Source organism: Erwinia sp. AK-PDG3-5 (genome assembly GCF_056821705.1).
Map to the genome: position 1 here is coordinate 3266298 of NZ_CM165967.1, position 19353 is coordinate 3285650.

The 19353-nt window shown below is 55.1% G+C and carries 16 protein-coding genes, 3 tRNA genes and 3 other RNA genes; 8 read left to right on the forward strand and 14 right to left on the reverse strand.

Translation table 11 applies throughout. From position 1 onward, the window contains the following. The 3 genes from galK to gpmA all read left to right on the forward strand — a co-directional run bounded on the left by galK (position 1) and on the right by gpmA (position 3090). Positions 1–1149: a galactokinase gene (gene galK / locus AC1UKS_RS15115; protein WP_482434320.1), complete on the forward strand. Its 1149-nt coding sequence runs from the start codon at positions 1–3 to the stop codon at positions 1147–1149. Then, positions 1143–2180 (forward strand): galactose-1-epimerase, encoded by a 1038-nt coding sequence (gene galM / locus AC1UKS_RS15120; protein WP_482434322.1) that lies wholly within the window; start codon positions 1143–1145, stop codon positions 2178–2180. Before galK ends, galM begins: the two co-directional genes overlap by 7 nt. Before the next feature lie 157 nt (positions 2181–2337). Beyond that, positions 2338–3090, forward strand: coding sequence for a 2,3-diphosphoglycerate-dependent phosphoglycerate mutase (gene gpmA, locus AC1UKS_RS15125; protein WP_013201347.1), 753 nt, complete (start codon positions 2338–2340; stop codon positions 3088–3090). Positions 3091–3227: 137 nt separating this feature from the next. On the opposite strand, the gene aroG is transcribed toward gpmA, so the two are convergent. Then, positions 3228–4283: a 3-deoxy-7-phosphoheptulonate synthase AroG gene (aroG, locus tag AC1UKS_RS15130; RefSeq protein ID WP_482434324.1), complete on the reverse strand. Its 1056-nt coding sequence runs from the start codon at positions 4281–4283 to the stop codon at positions 3228–3230. 292 nt (positions 4284–4575) lie between these two features. Between aroG and AC1UKS_RS15135 the strand changes: the two genes are divergently transcribed. The 4 genes from AC1UKS_RS15135 (at position 4576) to zitB (ending at position 9667) form a co-directional block, all read left to right on the forward strand. Then, complete coding sequence (locus AC1UKS_RS15135; protein WP_265911764.1) at positions 4576–4923, forward strand: YbgS-like family protein; 348 nt, start codon at positions 4576–4578, stop codon at positions 4921–4923. Positions 4924–5047: 124 nt separating this feature from the next. After that, on the forward strand, positions 5048–5638 hold the full coding sequence (locus tag AC1UKS_RS15140; RefSeq protein ID WP_482434326.1) for a response regulator: 591 nt from the start codon (positions 5048–5050) through the stop codon (positions 5636–5638). Between the two features lie 23 nt (positions 5639–5661). After that, positions 5662–8757, forward strand: a complete 3096-nt coding sequence (locus AC1UKS_RS15145; protein ID WP_482437008.1) for a hybrid sensor histidine kinase/response regulator — start codon at positions 5662–5664, stop codon at positions 8755–8757. Beyond that, positions 8738–9667, forward strand: a complete 930-nt coding sequence (gene zitB, locus AC1UKS_RS15150; protein WP_151037949.1) for a CDF family zinc transporter ZitB — start codon at positions 8738–8740, stop codon at positions 9665–9667. The genes AC1UKS_RS15145 and zitB overlap by 20 nt, the downstream gene beginning before the upstream one ends. On the opposite strand, the gene pnuC is transcribed toward zitB, so the two are convergent. The 3 genes from pnuC to AC1UKS_RS15165 all read right to left on the reverse strand — a co-directional run bounded on the left by pnuC (position 9664) and on the right by AC1UKS_RS15165 (position 12126). Further along, positions 9664–10383, reverse strand: coding sequence for a nicotinamide riboside transporter PnuC (gene pnuC, locus AC1UKS_RS15155; protein WP_482434327.1), 720 nt, complete (start codon positions 10381–10383; stop codon positions 9664–9666). The genes zitB and pnuC overlap by 4 nt on opposite strands. Positions 10384–10417: 34 nt before the next feature. After that, on the reverse strand, positions 10418–11461 hold the full coding sequence (nadA, locus tag AC1UKS_RS15160; RefSeq protein ID WP_265911759.1) for a quinolinate synthase NadA: 1044 nt from the start codon (positions 11459–11461) through the stop codon (positions 10418–10420). 155 nt (positions 11462–11616) lie between these two features. Next, a complete protein-coding gene (locus AC1UKS_RS15165) occupies positions 11617–12126 on the reverse strand; it encodes a methylated-DNA--[protein]-cysteine S-methyltransferase (protein ID WP_482434330.1) in 510 nt (169 codons plus the stop codon). A gap of 178 nt (positions 12127–12304) precedes the next feature. Between AC1UKS_RS15165 and AC1UKS_RS15170 the strand changes: the two genes are divergently transcribed. After that, positions 12305–13765, forward strand: coding sequence for an AlkA N-terminal domain-containing protein (locus AC1UKS_RS15170; RefSeq protein ID WP_482437009.1), 1461 nt, complete (start codon positions 12305–12307; stop codon positions 13763–13765). Positions 13766–14330: 565 nt separating this feature from the next. Here AC1UKS_RS15170 and AC1UKS_RS15175 read toward each other — a convergent pair. From AC1UKS_RS15175 to tolA, 10 genes are all read right to left on the reverse strand, one after another. Next, positions 14331–14453: non-coding RNA, RtT sRNA (locus AC1UKS_RS15175), on the reverse strand. 32 nt (positions 14454–14485) lie between these two features. Next, positions 14486–14608, reverse strand: a non-coding RNA gene (locus AC1UKS_RS15180) — RtT sRNA. A 32-nt stretch (positions 14609–14640) separates the two neighbouring features. Then, positions 14641–14716, reverse strand: a tRNA-Lys gene (locus AC1UKS_RS15185). A 60-nt stretch (positions 14717–14776) separates the two neighbouring features. Continuing rightward, a tRNA-Lys gene (locus tag AC1UKS_RS15190) sits at positions 14777–14852 on the reverse strand. Between the two features lie 42 nt (positions 14853–14894). After that, positions 14895–15020: non-coding RNA, RtT sRNA (locus tag AC1UKS_RS15195), on the reverse strand. Between the two features lie 13 nt (positions 15021–15033). Continuing rightward, a tRNA-Lys gene (locus AC1UKS_RS15200) sits at positions 15034–15109 on the reverse strand. 164 nt (positions 15110–15273) lie between these two features. Beyond that, positions 15274–16092 (reverse strand): cell division protein CpoB, encoded by an 819-nt coding sequence (gene cpoB, locus AC1UKS_RS15205; RefSeq protein WP_013201337.1) that lies wholly within the window; start codon positions 16090–16092, stop codon positions 15274–15276. Positions 16093–16101: 9 nt separating this feature from the next. After that, positions 16102–16620: a peptidoglycan-associated lipoprotein Pal gene (pal, locus tag AC1UKS_RS15210; protein WP_013201336.1), complete on the reverse strand. Its 519-nt coding sequence runs from the start codon at positions 16618–16620 to the stop codon at positions 16102–16104. A gap of 44 nt (positions 16621–16664) precedes the next feature. After that, the gene (gene tolB, locus AC1UKS_RS15215; protein ID WP_053146064.1) at positions 16665–17957 is read right to left on the reverse strand and encodes a Tol-Pal system beta propeller repeat protein TolB; all 1293 of its coding nucleotides are present in this window, start codon (positions 17955–17957) and stop codon (positions 16665–16667) included. A gap of 121 nt (positions 17958–18078) precedes the next feature. Then, on the reverse strand, positions 18079–19350 hold the full coding sequence (gene tolA / locus AC1UKS_RS15220) for a cell envelope integrity protein TolA (RefSeq protein WP_482434331.1): 1272 nt from the start codon (positions 19348–19350) through the stop codon (positions 18079–18081). Positions 19351–19353: the final 3 nt, after the last annotated feature.

A 19353-nucleotide genomic window follows, 5' to 3' on the forward strand; every position in this document is an offset into this window, starting at 1 on the left:
ATGACCTTACAGACCTCAACCCACAACATTTTCCAGGAAAAGTTTGGTTACGCCGCTGACCATACTATTCAGGCGCCAGGCCGTGTGAATCTGATTGGTGAACATACCGATTACAACGATGGCTTCGTGCTGCCGTGCGCCATCGACTATCAGACGGTGATTGCCTGCGCGAAACGCGACGATCGTCAGGTGCGCGTTATTGCGGCGGATTACGACAACGAGCAGGATATCTTCTCGCTGGATGAGCCGATCGCGCCGCTGAACGACAAGATGTGGGCGAACTATGTCCGTGGCGTGGTGAAGCATCTGCAGAAGCGCAACAGCGATTTTGCTGGCGTGGATATGGTGATTGCCGGTGATGTGCCTCAGGGCGCAGGTCTCAGCTCTTCCGCCTCGCTGGAAGTGGCGGTCGGCACCGTGTTCCAGCAGCTGTACGGTCTGCCTTTAGACGGTGCGGAGATTGCGGTGAACGGCCAGGAAGCAGAGAACCAGTTTGTTGGCTGTAACTGCGGCATCATGGACCAGCTGATTTCGGCGCTGGGTAAAAAAGATCACGCCATGCTGCTCGATTGCCGCACGCTGGGTACGCGCCCGGTGCCTATGCCGGAAGACATTGCGGTGGTGATTATCAACACCAACTTCCGTCGTAGCCTGGTCGGCAGCGAATATAACGTGCGTCGTGAACAGTGTGAGGCGGGTGCGGCGTTCTTTGGTCAGACCTCACTGCGTGACGTCGAACTGGAGCAGTTCAGAGCGGCGGAAGCCAAACTCGACCCGGTCGTCGCCAAGCGCGTGCGTCATGTGCTGACCGAAAATGCCCGTACGCTGGAAGCCGCTGACGTGCTGGCACGCGGCGATTTGGCGCGTCTGGCGGTGCTGATGGCCGAATCTCATGCTTCAATGCGAGATGACTTTGAAATCACCGTGCCACCGGTCGATATGCTGGTTGAGATCGTTAAGGCCTCGCTGGGCGATCGTGGCGGCGTGCGTATGACCGGCGGCGGTTTCGGCGGCTGCGTGGTCGCACTGATGCCGCTGGAGATGGTGGAGTCGGTGAAAGCTGCCGTTGAGCAGCAATACGAAGCCAAATCGGGCATCAAAGAAACCTTCTACGTCTGCAAAGCCTCTGAAGGAGCGGGTCAATGCTAACCGAACCCACTTCCCGTGCGCCGGATGGTCAACCGTGGCATATCACCACGCTGCGCAATGCGGGCGGCATGGTTGCCACCTTTATGAGCTGGGGCGCCACCTGGCTCTCCGCCCGCGTGCCAATGAAAGATGGCACCGTACGTGAAGCCCTGCTCGGCTGCGCCACACCGGCGGATTATCTGCATCAGACGGCTTACCTCGGTGCCACCGTCGGTCGCTATGCCAACCGTATTGCCCATTCCACGTTCAGCAGTGAAGGCAAAACCTGGCAGGTTGCGGCCAATCAGGGACCGCATCAGCTCCACGGCGGCCCGGAAGGGTTTAGCAGCCGTCGCTGGCAGATCGTCCGCCAGGCAGAGCATGAAGTGGAATATCAACTGGATTCGCCCGATGGCGATCAGGGCTATCCTGGCAATCTGCTGGTGACCCTGCTCTACCGTCTGGAAGATGACAACACGCTGACCATCCAGTATCACGCCACCACGGATAAAGCCTGCCCGGTGAACCTGACCAACCATGCTTATTTTAATCTGGATGCCCGGCATGGCGACGCCCGTGACCATAAATTGCAGCTGAATGCTGAACGGTATCTGCCGGTTGACAGTGAAGGCATCCCGAATGCCGATCTGAAAGCCGTTGCCGGCACCAGCTTTGACTTCCGCCAGCCAAAAACGGTTGCCGCCGAGTTCCTGCAGGATGACGATCAGCGTGCGGTCAAAGGCTACGACCACGCCTTCCTGCTGAACACCCAGGATGAAAGCCAGCCCGCGGCCGAACTCTGGTCGGCAGATGGTCAGCTACAGCTGAGCGTATTTACCTCGGCCCCGGCGCTGCAGTTTTACTCTGGCAATTATCTGCAAGGCACCCCTGCTCGTGAGCAGGGCGTCTATAATGCCTTTCAGGGTATCGCACTGGAGAGCGAGTTTTTACCCGACTCGCCGAATCATCCCGAGTGGCCGCAGCCTGACTGCTGGCTTAAACCGGGTGAATCGTATCAGTCGATTACGCGCTACCGCCTGACAGCGGTTTGATTCAGCGCATGAAAAACGCGCATCGGAGAAGCGACAGGCTTACGCGGTGCGCAGATTTCCGTTATGGTAATGGCCTATAAAATTGCCGCCAGGGTGCTACCGGCAATTTACGGTTTACCATTATCATAGAAACGTCAGATTATTAAGGAGTTAAGCTATGGCTGTAACTAAGCTGGTTCTGGTACGTCACGGCGAAAGCCAGTGGAATAATGAAAACCGCTTTACCGGTTGGTACGATGTTGACCTGTCCGATAAAGGCCGTACCGAAGCGAAAGCCGCAGGTCAGCTGCTGAAAAAAGAAGGCTTCACCTTCGATTTCGCTTACACCTCCGTGCTGAAACGTGCCATCCACACGCTGTGGAACATCCTGGACGAAGTTGACCAGGTCTGGCTGCCAGTGGAGAAATCCTGGCGTCTGAACGAGCGTCACTACGGTGCGCTGCAGGGTCTGGATAAAGCCGAAACCGCACAGAAGTACGGTGACGAGCAGGTTAAACAATGGCGTCGCGGCTTCGCGGTAACCCCGCCAGAGCTGGATCGTGCCGATGAGCGTTTCCCCGGCCATGACCCACGTTACGCGGCACTGACTGCTGAGCAGCTGCCAACCACAGAAAGCCTGGCGCTGACCATCGACCGCGTGTTGCCATACTGGAACGAATCTATTCTGCCACGTATGAAAAGCGGCGAGAAAGTGATCATCGCCGCCCACGGTAACTCCCTGCGTGCGCTGGTGAAATACCTGGACAACATGAGTGAAGAAGCCATCCTTGAACTGAATATCCCAACTGGCGTGCCACTGGTGTATGAGTTTGATGAAAACTTCAAACCAATCAAACATTACTATCTGGGCGATGCTGACGAAATTGCTGCGAAAGCGGCGGCAGTCGCCAACCAGGGCAAAGCGAAGTAATTCCCTCCCCTTCCCTGCGGGAAAAGAGAGAATGCTGAGCACAAAAAATCCGCCGAAAGGCGGATTTTTTTATGGCTAATGCGCTGAGAAAAAGCTGCCCGCCTTTAATCGGGCAGATTTAGCCTCAATGCCGAAGCTTAGTGGGCGCGACGCGCCTTCACGGCATCCGCCAGCTGGCGAAGCACTTTCTCAGTGTCTTCCCAACCAATACAGGCATCGGTGACGCTCTTACCGTAAACCAGCGGCTCACCGCTTTCGAGGCTCTGATTACCTTCCACCAGATGGCTCTCGATCATCACGCCAATAATCGCCTTGTCGCCGCCGGCAATCTGCTGCGATACATCATCCGACACCACCAGCTGCTTCTGGAACTGCTTGCTGCTGTTGGCATGGCTGAAGTCGATCATCACCTGCGGATCCAGACCGGCCTTCTCCAGGCCGGCTTTAACGGCGCTGACATGGTGGGCGCTGTAGTTCGGCTCTTTGCCGCCGCGCAGGATGATATGGCAGTCGCCGTTGCCGCTGGTTTCAACAATGGCAGAGTGGCCGTACTTGGTCACTGACAGGAAGCAATGCGGCGCGCTGGCGGCATTGATGGCATCGATAGCCACCTTAATCGTCCCGTCGGTGCCGTTTTTGAAGCCTACCGGGCAGGAAAGACCCGAAGAGAGTTCACGGTGTACCTGCGATTCGGTGGTACGGGCGCCAATGGCTCCCCAGCTCATCAGGTCAGCCATATACTGTGGCGTGATCATATCGAGGAACTCACCGGCGGCAGGCAGGCCGGAATCGTTGATGTCCAGCAGCAGCTTGCGGGCAATGCGCAGGCCGTCGTTGATCTGGTAGCTGTTGTCCATATGCGGATCGTTGATCAGCCCTTTCCAGCCAACGGTGGTACGCGGTTTTTCAAAATACACGCGCATCACCACTTCCAAAGCGTCACTTAACTCTTCACGCAGCGTCACCAAACGCGCGGCATATTCTTTTGCGGCCTGGGTGTCATGAATGGAGCAAGGTCCAATCACCACCAATAAACGATCGTCGGTCTTTTTAAGAATATTATGAATAGCCTGGCGGGAGTCAGAAACGGTTTTCGCCGCCATGTCCGTGGCAGGGTACTTTTCAAGCAGGGCTACAGGGGGAAGAAGTTCTTTTATCTCTTTGATTCTTAAGTCATCATTCTGATAATTCATAATATTTCCAGTATTTTAAAGGCCGTTCTGCACATCAGGCGCATCACGTCCAATTTATCGCGTGCTTACAGTGCTGTAAATCCGCCTTGGTCAACTTCTTGCCATTTAAAGTTGCTGTTTTACGTTCCTGAACTACACTTTTACTTGTTAATACCTAAAAAAAACGCATAAAGATCACCAACTTTATAGGAGTTGATCTTGTGCTGATTGTATTCCGAACTCTTCGAATTATTTATTCAAACCGCATTTTATCGGGTTTGGTTCGGCAATATTCACACCTTAACGGAGCATAATGATGAATAAGTTTGCAATCGTATTCCTGACCGCAGCAATGACCCTCGGCAGCGGCGCGGCAATGGCTGAATCTGGCAACAACGGTACAGCTAACCAGGCAGCAGATGCCGGTGCAGCGGCCGGTGGTGCAGCCCAGAAAATCGCCCCTAATGGCGTGGATAACAGCAAAATCAATAATACCGGTGACGCCACCAGTGGGACGACCCATAAAACCATGAAGCATCACAAAAAAATGAGCGCTGAGCAGATTCACAAAAACAGCGAGTGCAAAGACGGTAAATGTCCGAACATCAACAAAAAAGTCGGACCTGACGCGAATACTAAAACGGATGGCACTACCCAGTAAGTCGCCTGATCACCGTTTTAATGCGTGATTAAAAGGAGAGCTCAGGCTCTCCTTTTTCGTGTCTGTTTGCATACCTGAACCTTTACGCTATTCTTGAAAGCCCTGATTTCCCCCGGATAAATTCATGGTTACGCTGCTGCTGATTGATGACCACCCGCTGGTGCATGTTGCGCTTGAAGCGGCGCTGGCGCGTGCGCCTTTTCCCTTTACCCTGTTGGCAGCCGAAGATGAAAACCGCGCCCATGCGCTGCTGGCCGCACAGCCGGTGGATATCGTGGTACTGGATATCGGGCTGCCGGACAGTGATGGCCTGCAGCTGCTGAAATTTATCCGCCGCCACTTCCCTTCCCTGCCGGTGATCATCTATTCCGCGCAGGAGGAACGTCTGTATCAACGGCTGGCTGAAGCCGCCGGTGCGGCGGGTTATGTTGCGAAACGCCAGCCGATGCCGCAGCTGCTCTCTGCCATTCTGGCGGTACTCGGCGGCCAGCAGGCGTTCCCTGTTAACAACGAGCGTGAAACCACCACGCATATGCTGACCAGCAAAGAGCAGCAGATTTTAGCGCTGCTGGCGCGCGGGCTGTCTAATTTGCAGATTGCTGAACAGCTCAATATCAGTAATAAAACCGTCAGCACCCATAAAAAGAACATCATGGATAAAACCGGGGCCAGCTCGGTGGTTGAACTGGCCGGATTCTGGAAGGCTCAGCAGTGACGCGTCGCCTGTGGCTGGCTGTTATGCTGTTGCTTTGCCTGCCGGTTGCCGCCGCGTTGCGGCCAATCAGCAGCGTGCTGATGCCGCAGGAAATGATGCCGCTGGATCAGTCGTCGCAGTGGCAGGATAAGCCATTACGGGCGGGCATCCTGCGCGACAACAGCACGCCGTGGAATATGGTGGTTGGCCAGGATCTCTACGGTATTAATGCTGACTATCTGGTGGCGCTGACGCAAACCACCGGCATGAAGTTTCAGGTAGAGGATTACCCGGACTGGCAGGCACTGCAGCAGGCACTGCAACACGGTAAGCTGGACATCGCCTTCGGCGTGCCACAGCAAAGGCTGGAAAAAGGCATGAGTGCCACCCAGCCGTGGTTTACCAGCCCGCTGCGCATTTACCGCAGCCGCGAAAATCTGCGGCCGGTGATGTTCAACTCCACTGATGCTCAAATCACCATCAGCAAATCGGCTCTTGCGCTGATCGATCCGGCATTTGCCCGCCAGCATCACTGGCAGGTGGTGGATAACGATCTGCAGGCGCTGTATGCCTTGCTGAATAATAAAAGTGATTATGTGGTCGCCGATGAGACCAGCGCCGGGTTTCTGCTCAATCAGCTGCAACAGGGGCAAATTTATCAACTGGCCTCGCCGCTCGATCCGGGTGAACTGCGTCTGCAGGCCATTACCACCCAGCCAGCATTAACCGAACGGCTGGATATGGCCATCCGTCAGCTCCCGATGGAGGTGATTAACGGCATTCAGGGCCGCTGGAGCAGCCAGTTACCGCGTTATCAGGACACCAACACCGCCCACTTAACCCCGATGGAGCGCAGCTGGATCACGCAACATCCGGTTGTGACCTATGCGGCGATCGGCGATGACTATCCCTGGAGTTACCGGGCGGCCAACGGTCAACCGAGTGGCTACAGCGTCGAGCTGCTGAATATTATCGGTCAGAACACCGGGCTGCGTTTTCAACCCTGGTGGGTGAGCAATGCGCAACAAGCGCAGGCGCTGGTCGATCAGGGACGGGCGATGATTCAGTTGACGCTGCCCCTGACCGGCGACGATGCGATGCGCAGCAATACGCTGCCAATCTGGCGTGCGCTTTGGGGCGTGTATGTGGGGCAGATGTCGCGCCCGGCGACCGGCTGGCAGCAGCTTCAGGGCTTGAAAGTCGGCATCCGTCGCGGGGATATCGCACTGGGGCTGATACCCGCAGGCATCACTGTGGTGCCCTTTGAAGACAGCAAAACGCTGTATGACGCGCTGGCTAACGGACAGATCGATGCGCTGGTAGACAATGTCATTTCGGCCCGCTGGCTGATTCAGTCCCGCTATAGTGACGCGTTACGCCTGGCTTTTGCCGCCAGCGACACCGCCTGGCCAATCACATTGGGCGTCAGCCCGGCGTTCCCGCTGTTAAGAACCCTGTTGAACACCAGCCTGCAGCAAATCCCCACCGATACGCAGCAACGGATGAGAGAGACCTGGAGTAACAACAGTTCGGTGCTTTCGGAAGGCGCTGAAAACAGCATGCGACCCATCTCGTTATTTGTGCTGATCGCCGCGTTATTTGCCATTGTCTTTTTACTTGTGCTGTTGATTCGACGTTATCTGGAACAGCGCCGTGAACGGCTGCAGCGCCGCCAGCTGGAGCTGGAGCGTGAAGAGGCCGAGCGGGCCAATCAGATGAAAAGCCAGTTTCTGGCCACCGTCAGCCACGAGTTGCGCACGCCGATGCAGGCGATTCTGGGTCTGCTGGAAGTGGAAGTGTCCCGCACGCCTGCCAGCAAAAACCTCAACGTGATCCACAGCAGCGCCTCCACACTGCTGACCTTGCTGAACGATCTGCAGGATCACGCCAAGCTGGAGAGCAACAGTTTTACCCTGGTGCCGCAGCCGCTCGATCCGGCCAAATGGCTCAGCCGGCTGGCAGATTTTTATCACCCGTTGATGCGAAATAACGGACCGCTGTTCCGCGTCGAAACCCTTCCGCCGTTACCCGCGCTGATCATGATTGATGGGCAACGGCTGCAGCAGATTGCCAATAACCTGATCAGCAATGCGATCAAATTTACCCGCGAGGGTGAGATTCGCGTCACCCTGGCGACGGAAAACGATCGCCTGCGCTTACAGGTGATCGACAGCGGTAGCGGCATTCCTGCAGAGGAGCAGATAAGGCTGTTTGAGCCCTGGTATCAGACGCCTTCCGGCCGCCAGCTTTCCGTGCAGGGCAGCGGTCTTGGCCTGTCGATTTGCAAAGAGATCGTCGCCAGGATGGGCGGAGAGATCCTACTGGCATCCACACCGCATCAAGGGACCACGCTGACGGTGTTTCTGCCTTTGCAGATCGTCACCAGCGATCCTGCCATTAATGAACCGGCCCCCGTTCGCTCGCCGGGAGGTACGCCAAACGTGCAGCGTGTGGCGGTGGTCGACGATCACCCCACCAATCTGCTGGTGATGCAGCAGCAGCTGGCCTGGTTTGGCATTGAAGCCGACTGCTATCCTGATGGCCGGGCTTTTCTCGCTGCGGGCGGCGTGTATGACCTGCTGTTTATTGACTACAGCATGCCGCACCCGGATGGCATAACGCTGGCAAAAATCATTCGTCGTGGTGAGCGTAACACCGCCCGGCGCTGCCGCATTGTGATGTGTTCGGCCGATGCCGATATCCTGGCCAGCCCACAGGTGGCGGCGCTGACCGATAAGGTGTTGCTGAAACCGGTAACCCTGAACGAAATTGAGCCGCTGCTCACCGCGGGCACCGAGGTCGTATTTGCCGATGTTAGCCAGCGCCTGTGGGATCTGGCCGGTCATGACCACGCCTTCTTCAGCAAATTGCAGAAAACACTGCAGCAGACCCTACGGGAAGACAGCACCAGGCTGGTCACCGCGCTGAAGGAACAAGATTGGGAAAAAGCCGAAAAAGCCGCCCATCGTCTGAAGGGAAGCTGGCAAATGCTAGGCTATGCCGAGGGTGAAAATCGCTGTCAGCACATTATTGGGCAGTGCCGGGCACAGCAACAGCCTGCTACCGAACTGAATCTATTGATATCATTAACAGAAAGTTTACTCACTGAACTGGAATCTTATGGCGCACACCCATTCTGAAGGCACGGGCAACCGTACCCGCCTGCTGGCAGCCTTTCTCGTTACCGCCGTCTTTATGGTGGCTGAAGTGGCCGGCGGCATACTCTCTGGCTCGCTGGCGCTGTTGGCGGACGCCGGACATATGCTTACCGATGCGGCCGCTCTGCTGATGGCCCTGCTGGCGGTACAGTTTGCCCAACGCAAACCCAATGCTCGCCACACCTTTGGCCTGCTTCGTCTGACCACCCTGGCGGCTTTCGTCAACGCCATCGCGCTGGTGGTGATCACCGTGTTGATTGTCTGGGAAGCGATCGTTCGTTTCCGTCATCCGGAACCCGTGGCGGGCGGCTTTATGCTGACCGTTGCCGTGGCGGGTCTGCTGGCCAATCTGCTCTCTTTCTGGCTGTTGCATCGTGGCAGTGAAGAAAAGAACCTCAACGTGCGCGCCGCGGCGCTGCATGTGTTGGGGGATTTGCTGGGTTCTGTCGGCGCCATCGCCGCAGCGTTAATCATCATTTACACCGGCTGGACGCCGATTGACCCGATCCTGTCGATTCTGGTTTCGGTGCTGGTGTTACGCAGTGCCTGGGCGCTGATGAAAGAGAGTATTCATGAGTTGTTGGAAGGCGCGCCTCCTTCACTGGATGTCGACAAGTTGAAGCGGGCGCTGACGCAGGGCATCCCGGAGATCCGCAATGTGCATCATATTCATTTGTGGCAGGTCGGTGAGAAGCCGGTGATGACGCTGCACGTTCACGTCATTCCGCCTTACGATCACGATGCGTTACTGCACCGCATCCACGACTGGCTGCATGACCATTATCAGATTGAACATGCGACGGTGCAGATGGAATATCAGAGTTGTGATGATGGCGACTGTGAACTGAGTTGGGGAAAGGGTGGGCATGAGCATGCCCACCATCATCACTAAGAGGAAAGCGCGCGTGAACCCTGTTCGCGGGCGCTTTTAATCCACAGCCAGCAACCGTTCAGGGCAATCAGCGTCAGGATGGCATATTCCAGCGACATGGCGTAGACGCCCTGGCGCGCGAAGATCATCACGCTAATCACGTTAATAATCACCCACAGCAGCCAGTTCTCGACGTATTTCCGCGTCATCAGGATCATCGCCACAATCGACAACACCATCAGGCAGGAGTCCCAGAACGGGAACGCATCGGGCTGCAATTCCGGCATGGCGACCGACAGACCCACGCCCTGCATTACCGTCACCGCAATTTTCGTCAGCCAGGCAAAGACCGGGTTGATGTACAGCGTCATCAGGCCAATCGCCACCACGCACACCAGCAGCCAGCCAATGGCTTTCGGCAAGCTCATCCAGCGGATTTGCAGCGCCTGTTGGTTATCCGTCGTTTGCCTGCTCCACGCATACCAGCCGTAGATGTTGGCGACAAAGAAGAACAGCTGCAACAGCAGGCTGGCGTAAAGTTGGATCTGGAAGAAAATGACCGCAAACAGCGTGACGTTAATCAGGCCAAAGGCGTAGTTACTGATTTTCTCAAGACTGGCAAGCCAGATACAAAGCAGGCCCGCCACGGTACCAATGGCTTCAATCCACGAAAGATCGTAACCACCGGTCCCAAGGGGGATGTGAACCAGAATATTATGCGTGCTAAAAAAATCCATATTGGCACCTGTGTCCGCAGCAGAAAAGCAACGATTAGCCTTTTAAACTTGCTGCAAAGGTTAGCATACGGTTCAACGAGATCAATGCGCCTTCACGTAGCGCCGCATCGACATGAATTTCATGCTGGCTGCCGCCCTGTTCCAGGCCATCGGCAATGGCCTTCAGGCCATTCATCGCCATCCACGGACAGTGTGCACAGGTGCGGCAGGTTGCGCCCTCGCCCGCTGTTGGCGCTTCCAGCAGCTCTTTGTCCGGGCACGCCTGCTGCATTTTATAAAAGATGCCGCGATCGGTCGCCACAATCATCTGTGGGTTAGGCAGGGTTTTGGCTGCCTGGATCAGCTGGCTGGTCGAGCCAACCGCATCCGCCAGATCCACAATCGCCTGCGGAGATTCCGGGTGAACCAGCACCGCCGCATCTGGATAAAGTGCCTTCATGCGTTGCAAGGCCTGAGTTTTGAACTCGTCATGGACAATACATGCGCCCTGCCAGCACAGGATATCGGCCCCGGTTTGGCGGGTAACGTACTGGCCAAGGTGACGATCCGGTGCCCAGATGATTTTCTCACCCAGGCTATCAAGATGTTCAATCAGTTCTACGGCAATGCTTGAGGTGACCACCCAGTCAGCGCGAGCCTTGACGGCTGCCGAGGTATTGGCATACACCACCACGGTACGGTCGGGATGCTGGTCACAGAAACGGTTGAATTCGTCGATGGGGCAGCCGAGATCGAGGGAACATTCCGCCTGAAGGGTTGGCATCAGGATGGTTTTTTCCGGGCTGAGGATTTTGGCCGTCTCGCCCATAAACCGTACGCCAGCCACCAGCAAGGTGCTGGCAGAGTGCTGGCTGCCAAAGCGGGCCATTTCCAGCGAATCGGCGACGCAGCCGCCGGTCTCTTCTGCCAGCGCCTGAATTTCCGGATCGGTATAGTAATGAGCAACCATCACTGCGTTGCGTTCTTTAAGTAACCGTTTGATTTTCTCCCGATAAATCTGCTTTTCATCCTGGGTGAGACGGGCAGGTTTCGGCGGGAAGGGATAAACAGCGGTTTCGGGATCGAACATCAGGCTCATATCGCGGCTCTCGTTTCTTTAACTTAACCAAATTAGCGGAAAATGGCCTTTCCGCGCCGACCCGTGGTCGGTTTGTTTTATATGCTAAACACGATAGCCGAAATAGTCGCCGGTGTCGCTCAGTTTTTCGCTGAGAACTCAGGATGTGAGCCCGATCACTTCAGGGTGAATTCTGCCTCGCCCTGCTTCGCCGTTTCTATCTTCAGCAGGAAGGCTTTAACCTCAAGACCGCCGGCAAATCCGGTCAGCTTGCCATTCGATCCAATCACCCGATGACAGGGAGCAATAATCGAGATTGGATTTTTACCGTTGGCCGCGCCGACCGCTCTGACCGCCTTCGGGTGGCCAATATCGCGGGCGATATCGGCATAGCTACGCGTTTCCCCAAACGGAATGGCCACCAGCGCCTGCCAGACTTTTTTCTGGAATTCGGTACCGACAAAATCCAGCGTCATGGTGAAGGTGGTGCGCGTCCCGGCAAAATACTCATTCAGCTGACGCTCGGTTTCCACCAGCACCGGATGCGTCGGATCTTCCTGCATAGCCGGTAAACGCACGCGATTTGGGTTGTGATCCTGCCAGAGGATCGCCGTCAGGCCGAGATCGCTGGCAATCAGCGTCAGGGCGCCCACGGGTGAAGGCATTACTTTGCAGAAATAGCTCATCAGTCTTCTTCCTGTATCACGATGTTTTGCTGAGATTACGTCTATTATCCGTGAGAAGAAACGCTACGCTAGCCGTTTTCGGACATCAGGTTGAAATACGTTAGCTGTCCGAAAACGGCTAGCGAGGGCAGCAAATTGCCCTTAACCTGGCATAAAAGCCAGCGAGTCGGGAATGATGATGATTGATAAACAGGTTGCTTACCGGGCACTGACCTCCCGGGATGTGCGTTTTGATGGGGTGTTTTACGTCGGCGTGACGTCTACCGGCATTTATTGTCGGCCTGTCTGTCCGGTTAAGCCGCCGCTTGAGGTGAATTGTCTGTTCTTTGACAGTGCTGAAGCGGCAGAAAAGGCCGCCTTTCGCCCTTGCCTGCGCTGTCGTCCGGAACTGGCGCCGGGGAATGCGCCGGTTGACAGCAGTCACCGGATTGCCGATTTGCTGATCCAGCGGATTGAAGAGGGTTTGGTTGAGGATATCGACAGTCTGGAAGAGATTGCAGCGCAGTTTTCGCTCAGTTCACGTCAGATGCGGCGCATTGTGCAGAAAGAGTTGGGCGTTTCGCCGCTTGAGCTCAGGCAGACCCGTCGTTTACTGCTGGCAAAGCAGCTATTGACCGAAACCACGCTGCCGGTCACTGAGGTGGCATATGCCAGTGGATTTGCCAGTTTGCGCCGCTTCAACGAGGTGTTCAGCCGTCAGTATCGAATGCCGCCGAGCCGGTTACGCAAAGAAGCCAGCGAAACGGGTCATTTTATCAGCAGTGAGACCTCGACGCTGTTGTTGAGCTATCGTCCGCCATTCAACTGGACCGCCCTGTTAGCCTTTCTGCGGCTTCGTGCCATTAAAGGCGTGGAGAGTGTGGATAATCAAAGTTATACGCGTACCGTGCGTCTGGGCGAGCATACCGGATGGGTTCGGGTCACACAGTCTGATAAGAAGCACGGATTACAGGTCGAGTTTACCCATTCGTTGACGCCGGTGTTACCTGCGCTGTTGCGTCGGTTGAAGAATCTTTTTGATCTCGATGCCCACCCCGATCTGATTGCCGCCCATCTTGAGCAGGATCCGCTGTTGCGGGACAGTCTGACGAAAGATGCGGGATTGCGGGTACCTGGCGCATTTGATGGTTTTGAAATGGTGGTCAGGGCCATTCTCGGTCAGCAGATCACCGTGAAAGCTGCCACCACCATTGGTGGTCGTTTTGCAGAGGCCTTTGGCGAGGCGATCAAGACGCCCTTCCCTGAGCTTACTCAGCTGTCACCACAAGCGGCGAGGATAGGGGTGGCGACGCTGGATGAAGTGGCGAGCCTCGGGATCGTCAGCGCACGTTCACGGACGCTGATAGCCATTGCGCAAGCCTACAATCGGGGTGAGCTGAAGTTGGATGCGGGCACCGATCCGGATCGCGCGATCGCATTGTTGGTGGCTCAACCGGGCATCGGGGAGTGGACCGCGCATTATATTGCGATGCGGGCGCTGCGTTGGCCGGACGCATTCCCTGCCGGAGATGTGGTGGTCAGAAAGAATCTGGGTGGCGTAACGGCGAAGGAAGCCGAGCGGTTATCACAGGCCTGGCGCCCGTGGCGAAGTTATGCGGTGATGCATATCTGGAAGAATCTTGCGCCGGGGAAGGCTTGAGGGCTAAAGGGATTGAGGGATTGAGGGATTGAGGTCAAAACCGGAGTTCGGGGGTAAGGCGTCAGCATAGAGCGCCCCAATAACATTTTCGTCGTTGATTGGGCTTGGTGGACGCACAGGTCAAGGGCGAGCGCGGTGGTATGGCGTCAGCATAGAGTGCCTTATCCGAGACGCCGTGAATCCATCCCTGGAGGCTTGGCTGCGGCATCCCTGCCGCAGACACTGGGCTAAGGCACTCTATGCCGCCACCCAATCGCATTGGTGTCGTTGATTGGGCTTGGTGGATGCACAGGTCAAACGCATGTTCATGCAAAGGGTTGTGACCTGTGTGTCCACAATCAAGCAGTCGATACTGAAGCTTAGGGGAAGGGAGAGAAGGTTGATAGCGAGTCTTCGGCGACAGGGATGTCGCCGCTAAGCCCCCAAGGATGGGTTCACGGCGACTTTGCGTTCAACCTTCTCTCCCTGACCGGGATTCCGGGCCACGCAGGCAACCTGCCCTTCAACCTACATTTTTATAAATCGCAGAAAGCAAAAAGGCGCCTTTAGGGCGCCTTCTTAACATTGGTGGGTCGTGCAGGATGACTCGGCTACGCCTCGCCCTTCGGGTCGTTGCTGTCGCAACGCTGTCTCACTGCGTTCGACTCGACCTGCTTCAGGTTCAAATCCTTCACGAATCGCAGAAAGCAAAAAGGCGCCTTTAGGGCGCCTTCTTAACATTGGTGGGTCGTGCAGGATGACTCGGCTACGCCTCGCCCTTCGGGTCGTTGCTGTCGCAACGCTGTCTCACTGCGTTCGACTCGACCTGCTGCAGGTTCAAATCCTTCACGAATCGCAGAAAGCAAAAAGGCGCCTTTAGGGCGCCTTCTTAACATTGGTGGGTCGTGCAGGATTCGAACCTGCGACCAATTGATTAAAAGTCAACTGCTCTACCAACTGAGCTAACGACCCGCTTTCGCGGTAACTCTTCACTTCGATGCCTGCTTAAACACTTGCGCTATTAAGGCTTAATGGTGGGTCGTGCAGGATTCGAACCTGCGACCAATTGATTAAAAGTCAACTGCTCTACCAACTGAGCTAACGACCCGCATCGAGCGGTTACTGCTTGCTACTGGATACTGCTTTAAAGTGGTGGGTCGTGCAGGATAACTCGGCTACGCCTCGGCCTATCGGCCCGTTGCTTATGGCAACGTTGTTTCGCTTCGCTCAACTCGAACCTGCTGCAGGTTCAAATCCCTCACGCTTAACACTTGTTACTACTTTGAAAGTGGTGGGTCGTGCAGGATTCGAACCTGCGACCAATTGATTAAAAGTCAACTGCTCTACCAACTGAGCTAACGACCCACTTTTGCGCTGCCAGAACGTTTTCACATATGTCCCTGCAACGGCGGCATATATTACTGATTTACCGATTCAGCGCAACCACTATTTTCAGATAACTTGTTCAACTGACTACCTTTCGTCCGCAAAGACCAGAAATACGGCAATATCCGGTCAAAGCTGGTCACTTAGAGCGCAGCTGCCCGTTTTGCGGCATTTTTCGCTGCATCACTGTTTGGATAAAGTTTGGACACTTGCTGGTAAACGGCTTTGGCTTTCGCCGTGTCGCCCTTCTCCTGCATGATCACCCCAACCTTATACAACGCATCAGGACTCTTTGGTGATTTCGGGTAGTTTTTGACCACAGTAGCGAAATAATACGCCGCGTCGTCTTTCTTGCCTTTGTTGTAATTCAACTGTCCCAACCAGTAATTGGCATTGGGCTGATAAGTAGAATCCGGATATTTCTTCACAAAAGCCTGAAATGCACTGATTGCCTGTTCGTTCTGTTTCTTTTCAAGAACCAGCGCGACCGCAGCATTGTAATCAGTGTTAGCATCCCCGCTTTGCACAGGTGCCGCAGAGGCCCCTGACGCTGCGCTGTTGCCGTTTGCGGCATTATCGGCTGCAGCACCACCGGCAGCAGCAGCGGCATCACCAGAAGCACCCTGAGCCTGTGCGTTGGCATTGCCACCACCATTGCTTAGCGTATCAATCTGCTGGTACATGCTTTTCTGACGCTCAGTCATCTGATTCATTTGGTACTGATTTTCTTGAATCTGACCACGGAGTGAGTCGACATCGCGCTGTGAGTCGGAGAGCTGTTGCTGAAGTTGCTGAAGAAGTTGCGCCTGAGCATTGGAGATACGCTCAAGAGTTGTGACACGGTCTTCGACCGAGCCTGAGCCAACGTTACTGATTGACGCCTGGGCATTAGCGGCCCAGGGGGCCGCTACGCCAACCAGTAACGACAGACCCAACACGTGAAGTCTGAAGTTACTAATCATGTGATTCTCTTAGTATACCAGTACGGCACGACGGTTTTTAGCATACGCTGATTCGTCATGACCCAGTACAGCTGGCTTCTCTTTACCGTAAGAAACGATAGAGATCTGGTCAGCAGAAACACCTTTACCCTGCAGGTACATTTTAACAGCAGTAGCACGACGTTCGCCCAGGGCGATGTTGTACTCTGGTGTACCGCGCTCATCCGCATGACCTTCAACAGTCACTTTGTAAGATGGGTTGCTACGCAGGAAGTTAGCGTGAGCATCCAGCATCTGTGCGAACTCAGACTGGATGTCATACTTGTCCAGGCCGAAGTAAACGATGTTGTTTTTCTGCAGTTCCTGCATCTGCAGGCGAGCCTGCTCATCAGATGACATGTTGCCGCTGTTCATGCCGCTATTAGCGTTAGCGCCATCGCCCATACCGTTGGTCTGGTCGTTGTTATTGTTTTTGTGTGAGCTACAAGCAGCCACTGCGATTACTGGCAGTGCCAGCATTAAGCCTTTCAGCACTTTGTTCAGTTGCATTTCTACAATCCTATTATTGTTAGCCATACATATTTACATATGCATCACAGATACGGCGACCAGGCAGGGAATTTTACCTGTCCATCAGTTGCCGGAAGACGCGCTTTGAAACGCCCATCAGTCGAAACCAACTGCAATACGGATCCCATACCCTGAGTAGAGCTGTAGATTACCATGGTGCCATTTGGTGCGAGGCTTGGCGTTTCATCCAGGAACGTGTCCGTTAATTGTTGAACGGCTCCCGTTTCCAGATCTTGTCTGGCGACGTGTTGAGCACCGCCGTTGGTGCTAATCATCACCAGTGATTTACCATCAGAGCTCACGTCCGCATCCTGATTCTGTCCGCCTTCCCAGGTCAGACGCTGTGCGGTACCGCCACTTGCACTGATTTTATAAATTTGTGGTCGACCTGCCTGATCCGAAGTGTAAGCCAGGCTCTGGCTGTCCGGGAACCAGGTGGGTTCAGTACTGTTATAACGACCGTCTGTCAGCTGATTGATCTGGCCTGACGCCAGGTCCATCACGTACAGATTCAGGCTACCGGTCTTGGACAGCGCAAAGGCTAACTTCGTCCCGTCTGGGGAGAAGGCCGGTGCACCGTTGTGACGCGGGAAGGAAGCAACCTGTTTGATCGCGCCGTTCGCCAGAGTCTGGACTACCAGGGCTGATTTACCGCTTTCGAAAGTCACGTAAGCCAGCTTGCTACCGTCTTTAGACCAGGCCGGAGACATCAGCGGCTGTGGTGAACGGTGCACGGTGTTCTGGTTGTAACCGTCGTAGTCAGAGACGCGCAGTTCATACGGGAACTGACCGCCGTTGGTCTGCACGACATACGCAATACGGGTGCGGAAAGCCCCTTTAATGCCGGTCAGCTTCTCAAAGGCTTCATCACTGGCAGTATGCGCCGCATAACGTAACCACTGTTTGGTCACCTTATACTGGTTCTGCGCCAGAATGGCACCCGGATTACCCGAGGTATCCACCAGCTGGTAAGAAACCAGGTAGCTGCCGTCGGCGCCAGGCTGAACCTGACCGACAACCACGGCATCGATACCCAGCGCGGTCCAGGCAGCAGGCTGAACTTCAGCTGCTGTGGTTGGCTGCTGAGGCAGACGTGCACGATCTAACGGGTTGAATTTACCACTGTTACGTAAATCAGCGGCAACGATGCCACCGATATCTTCAGGTGCGGCACCCGGGCCGGCCCATTTGAATGGAACCACGCCAATTGGACGCGCGGTGTTCACACCCTGGGTAATTTCAATGCGAACTTCTGCATGCGCTACAGCGACAAACAGCAGTAAAAAACTCATTGCTACACGAAATGCCTGCTTCATCTTTTCTCCCTTACCTGAACGCAACGTCCACGATAATTAGCAGTGTTCAAACGAACCAATAATGCATCTATAGAGTACGGCAAGTTGACCATAGTTCAACTTGCCGGATGTTACCGAATTCTTATGGCTTGAATTCTAACGTTGCATCTTTAACTGCCTGATAAACTTCCGCACTCGGCGGTTTAGGCATTCTTGCCATGCGGGCAGCATTAATTGCCGCCTGACACAGTGCAGCATCGCCCCCAGCCGCGGTGGCGGAAACTAAGGTGCCATCGGACATGATCTTGATGTGAATATCACACGTTCTGCCTTTGAACGTGTCCGAATCATAGAACTTACTCTGGATAGCCGCCTGAACCTGGCCGATATAACTATCAATTGCAGCCCCTGATGCGCCCGCTTTTTTCTGATTACCCTGCCCTGCGGCAGCGCCACCGGATTTACCCTGCTTCGGCGCGTTCTTGCCAGAGCTGAGTCCTCCCAGTAAATCATCAACATCGCTGGTGTCTTTCGCGGCATCAGCGGCAGCTTTTTTCTTGGCGTCGGCAGCGGCTTTGGCTTTCGCCGCGGCGTCTGCTTTCGCTTTTGCAGAAGCCTCTGCTTTGGCTTTCGCCTCTTCAGCGGCTTTCTCTTTCGCTTCTGCGGCTTGTTTCGCGGCAGCAGCTTTCGCTTCTTTAGCCTCTTCCGCCGCTTTGGCTTTCGCGTCAGCGGTGGCTTTCGCCTTCGCATCGGCGGCCGCTTTTACCTTGGCGGCTTCAGCGGCAGCTTCTTTGGCCTCAGCGTCAGCCTGCTTTTTGGCTTCGGCTGCCACTTTTTTGGCTTCAGCTTCGGCTTTTTTCTGTGCGTCTGCAGCCGCCTGTTTAGCGTCTGCTTCCGCTTTTTTCTGTGCTTCAGCGGCCGATTTAGCCTGAGCATCAGCCTGCGCTTTGGCATCGGACTTCGCTTTAGCGGCGGCCATTTCAGCCTGCTTTTGCTCTTCCTGTGCCTGCTTCGCTGCGTCCTGAGCCTGCTTCTGCTCGGCAGCCTGCGCAGCCGCTTGCTGCTTCGCATCCTGCTGGGCTTGCAGACGCTCTTTTTCCAGCTGTTTCAAACGCTGCTGCTCAGCGGCCTGCTTCTGTTGCAGCTCTTCAGCCTGCTGTTGCGCCTGCTTCTTACGCTGATTGTCAGCCCGCTTACTGTCGCTTTGCTGATTCTGTTGCCGATTATACTGATCAACGATCGCACCAGGATCGACCATGACGGCATCGATATCACCACCGCCACCGCCGCTGCTCGCGTCGATGTGTTCGTCAAAAGAGCTCCAGATCAGTACCGCAATGACAAGCACATGCAGGATGACTGAAAAGATAATCGCTCGTTTTAACTTATCGTTTTGCTCGGTTGCCTTCGACACTCT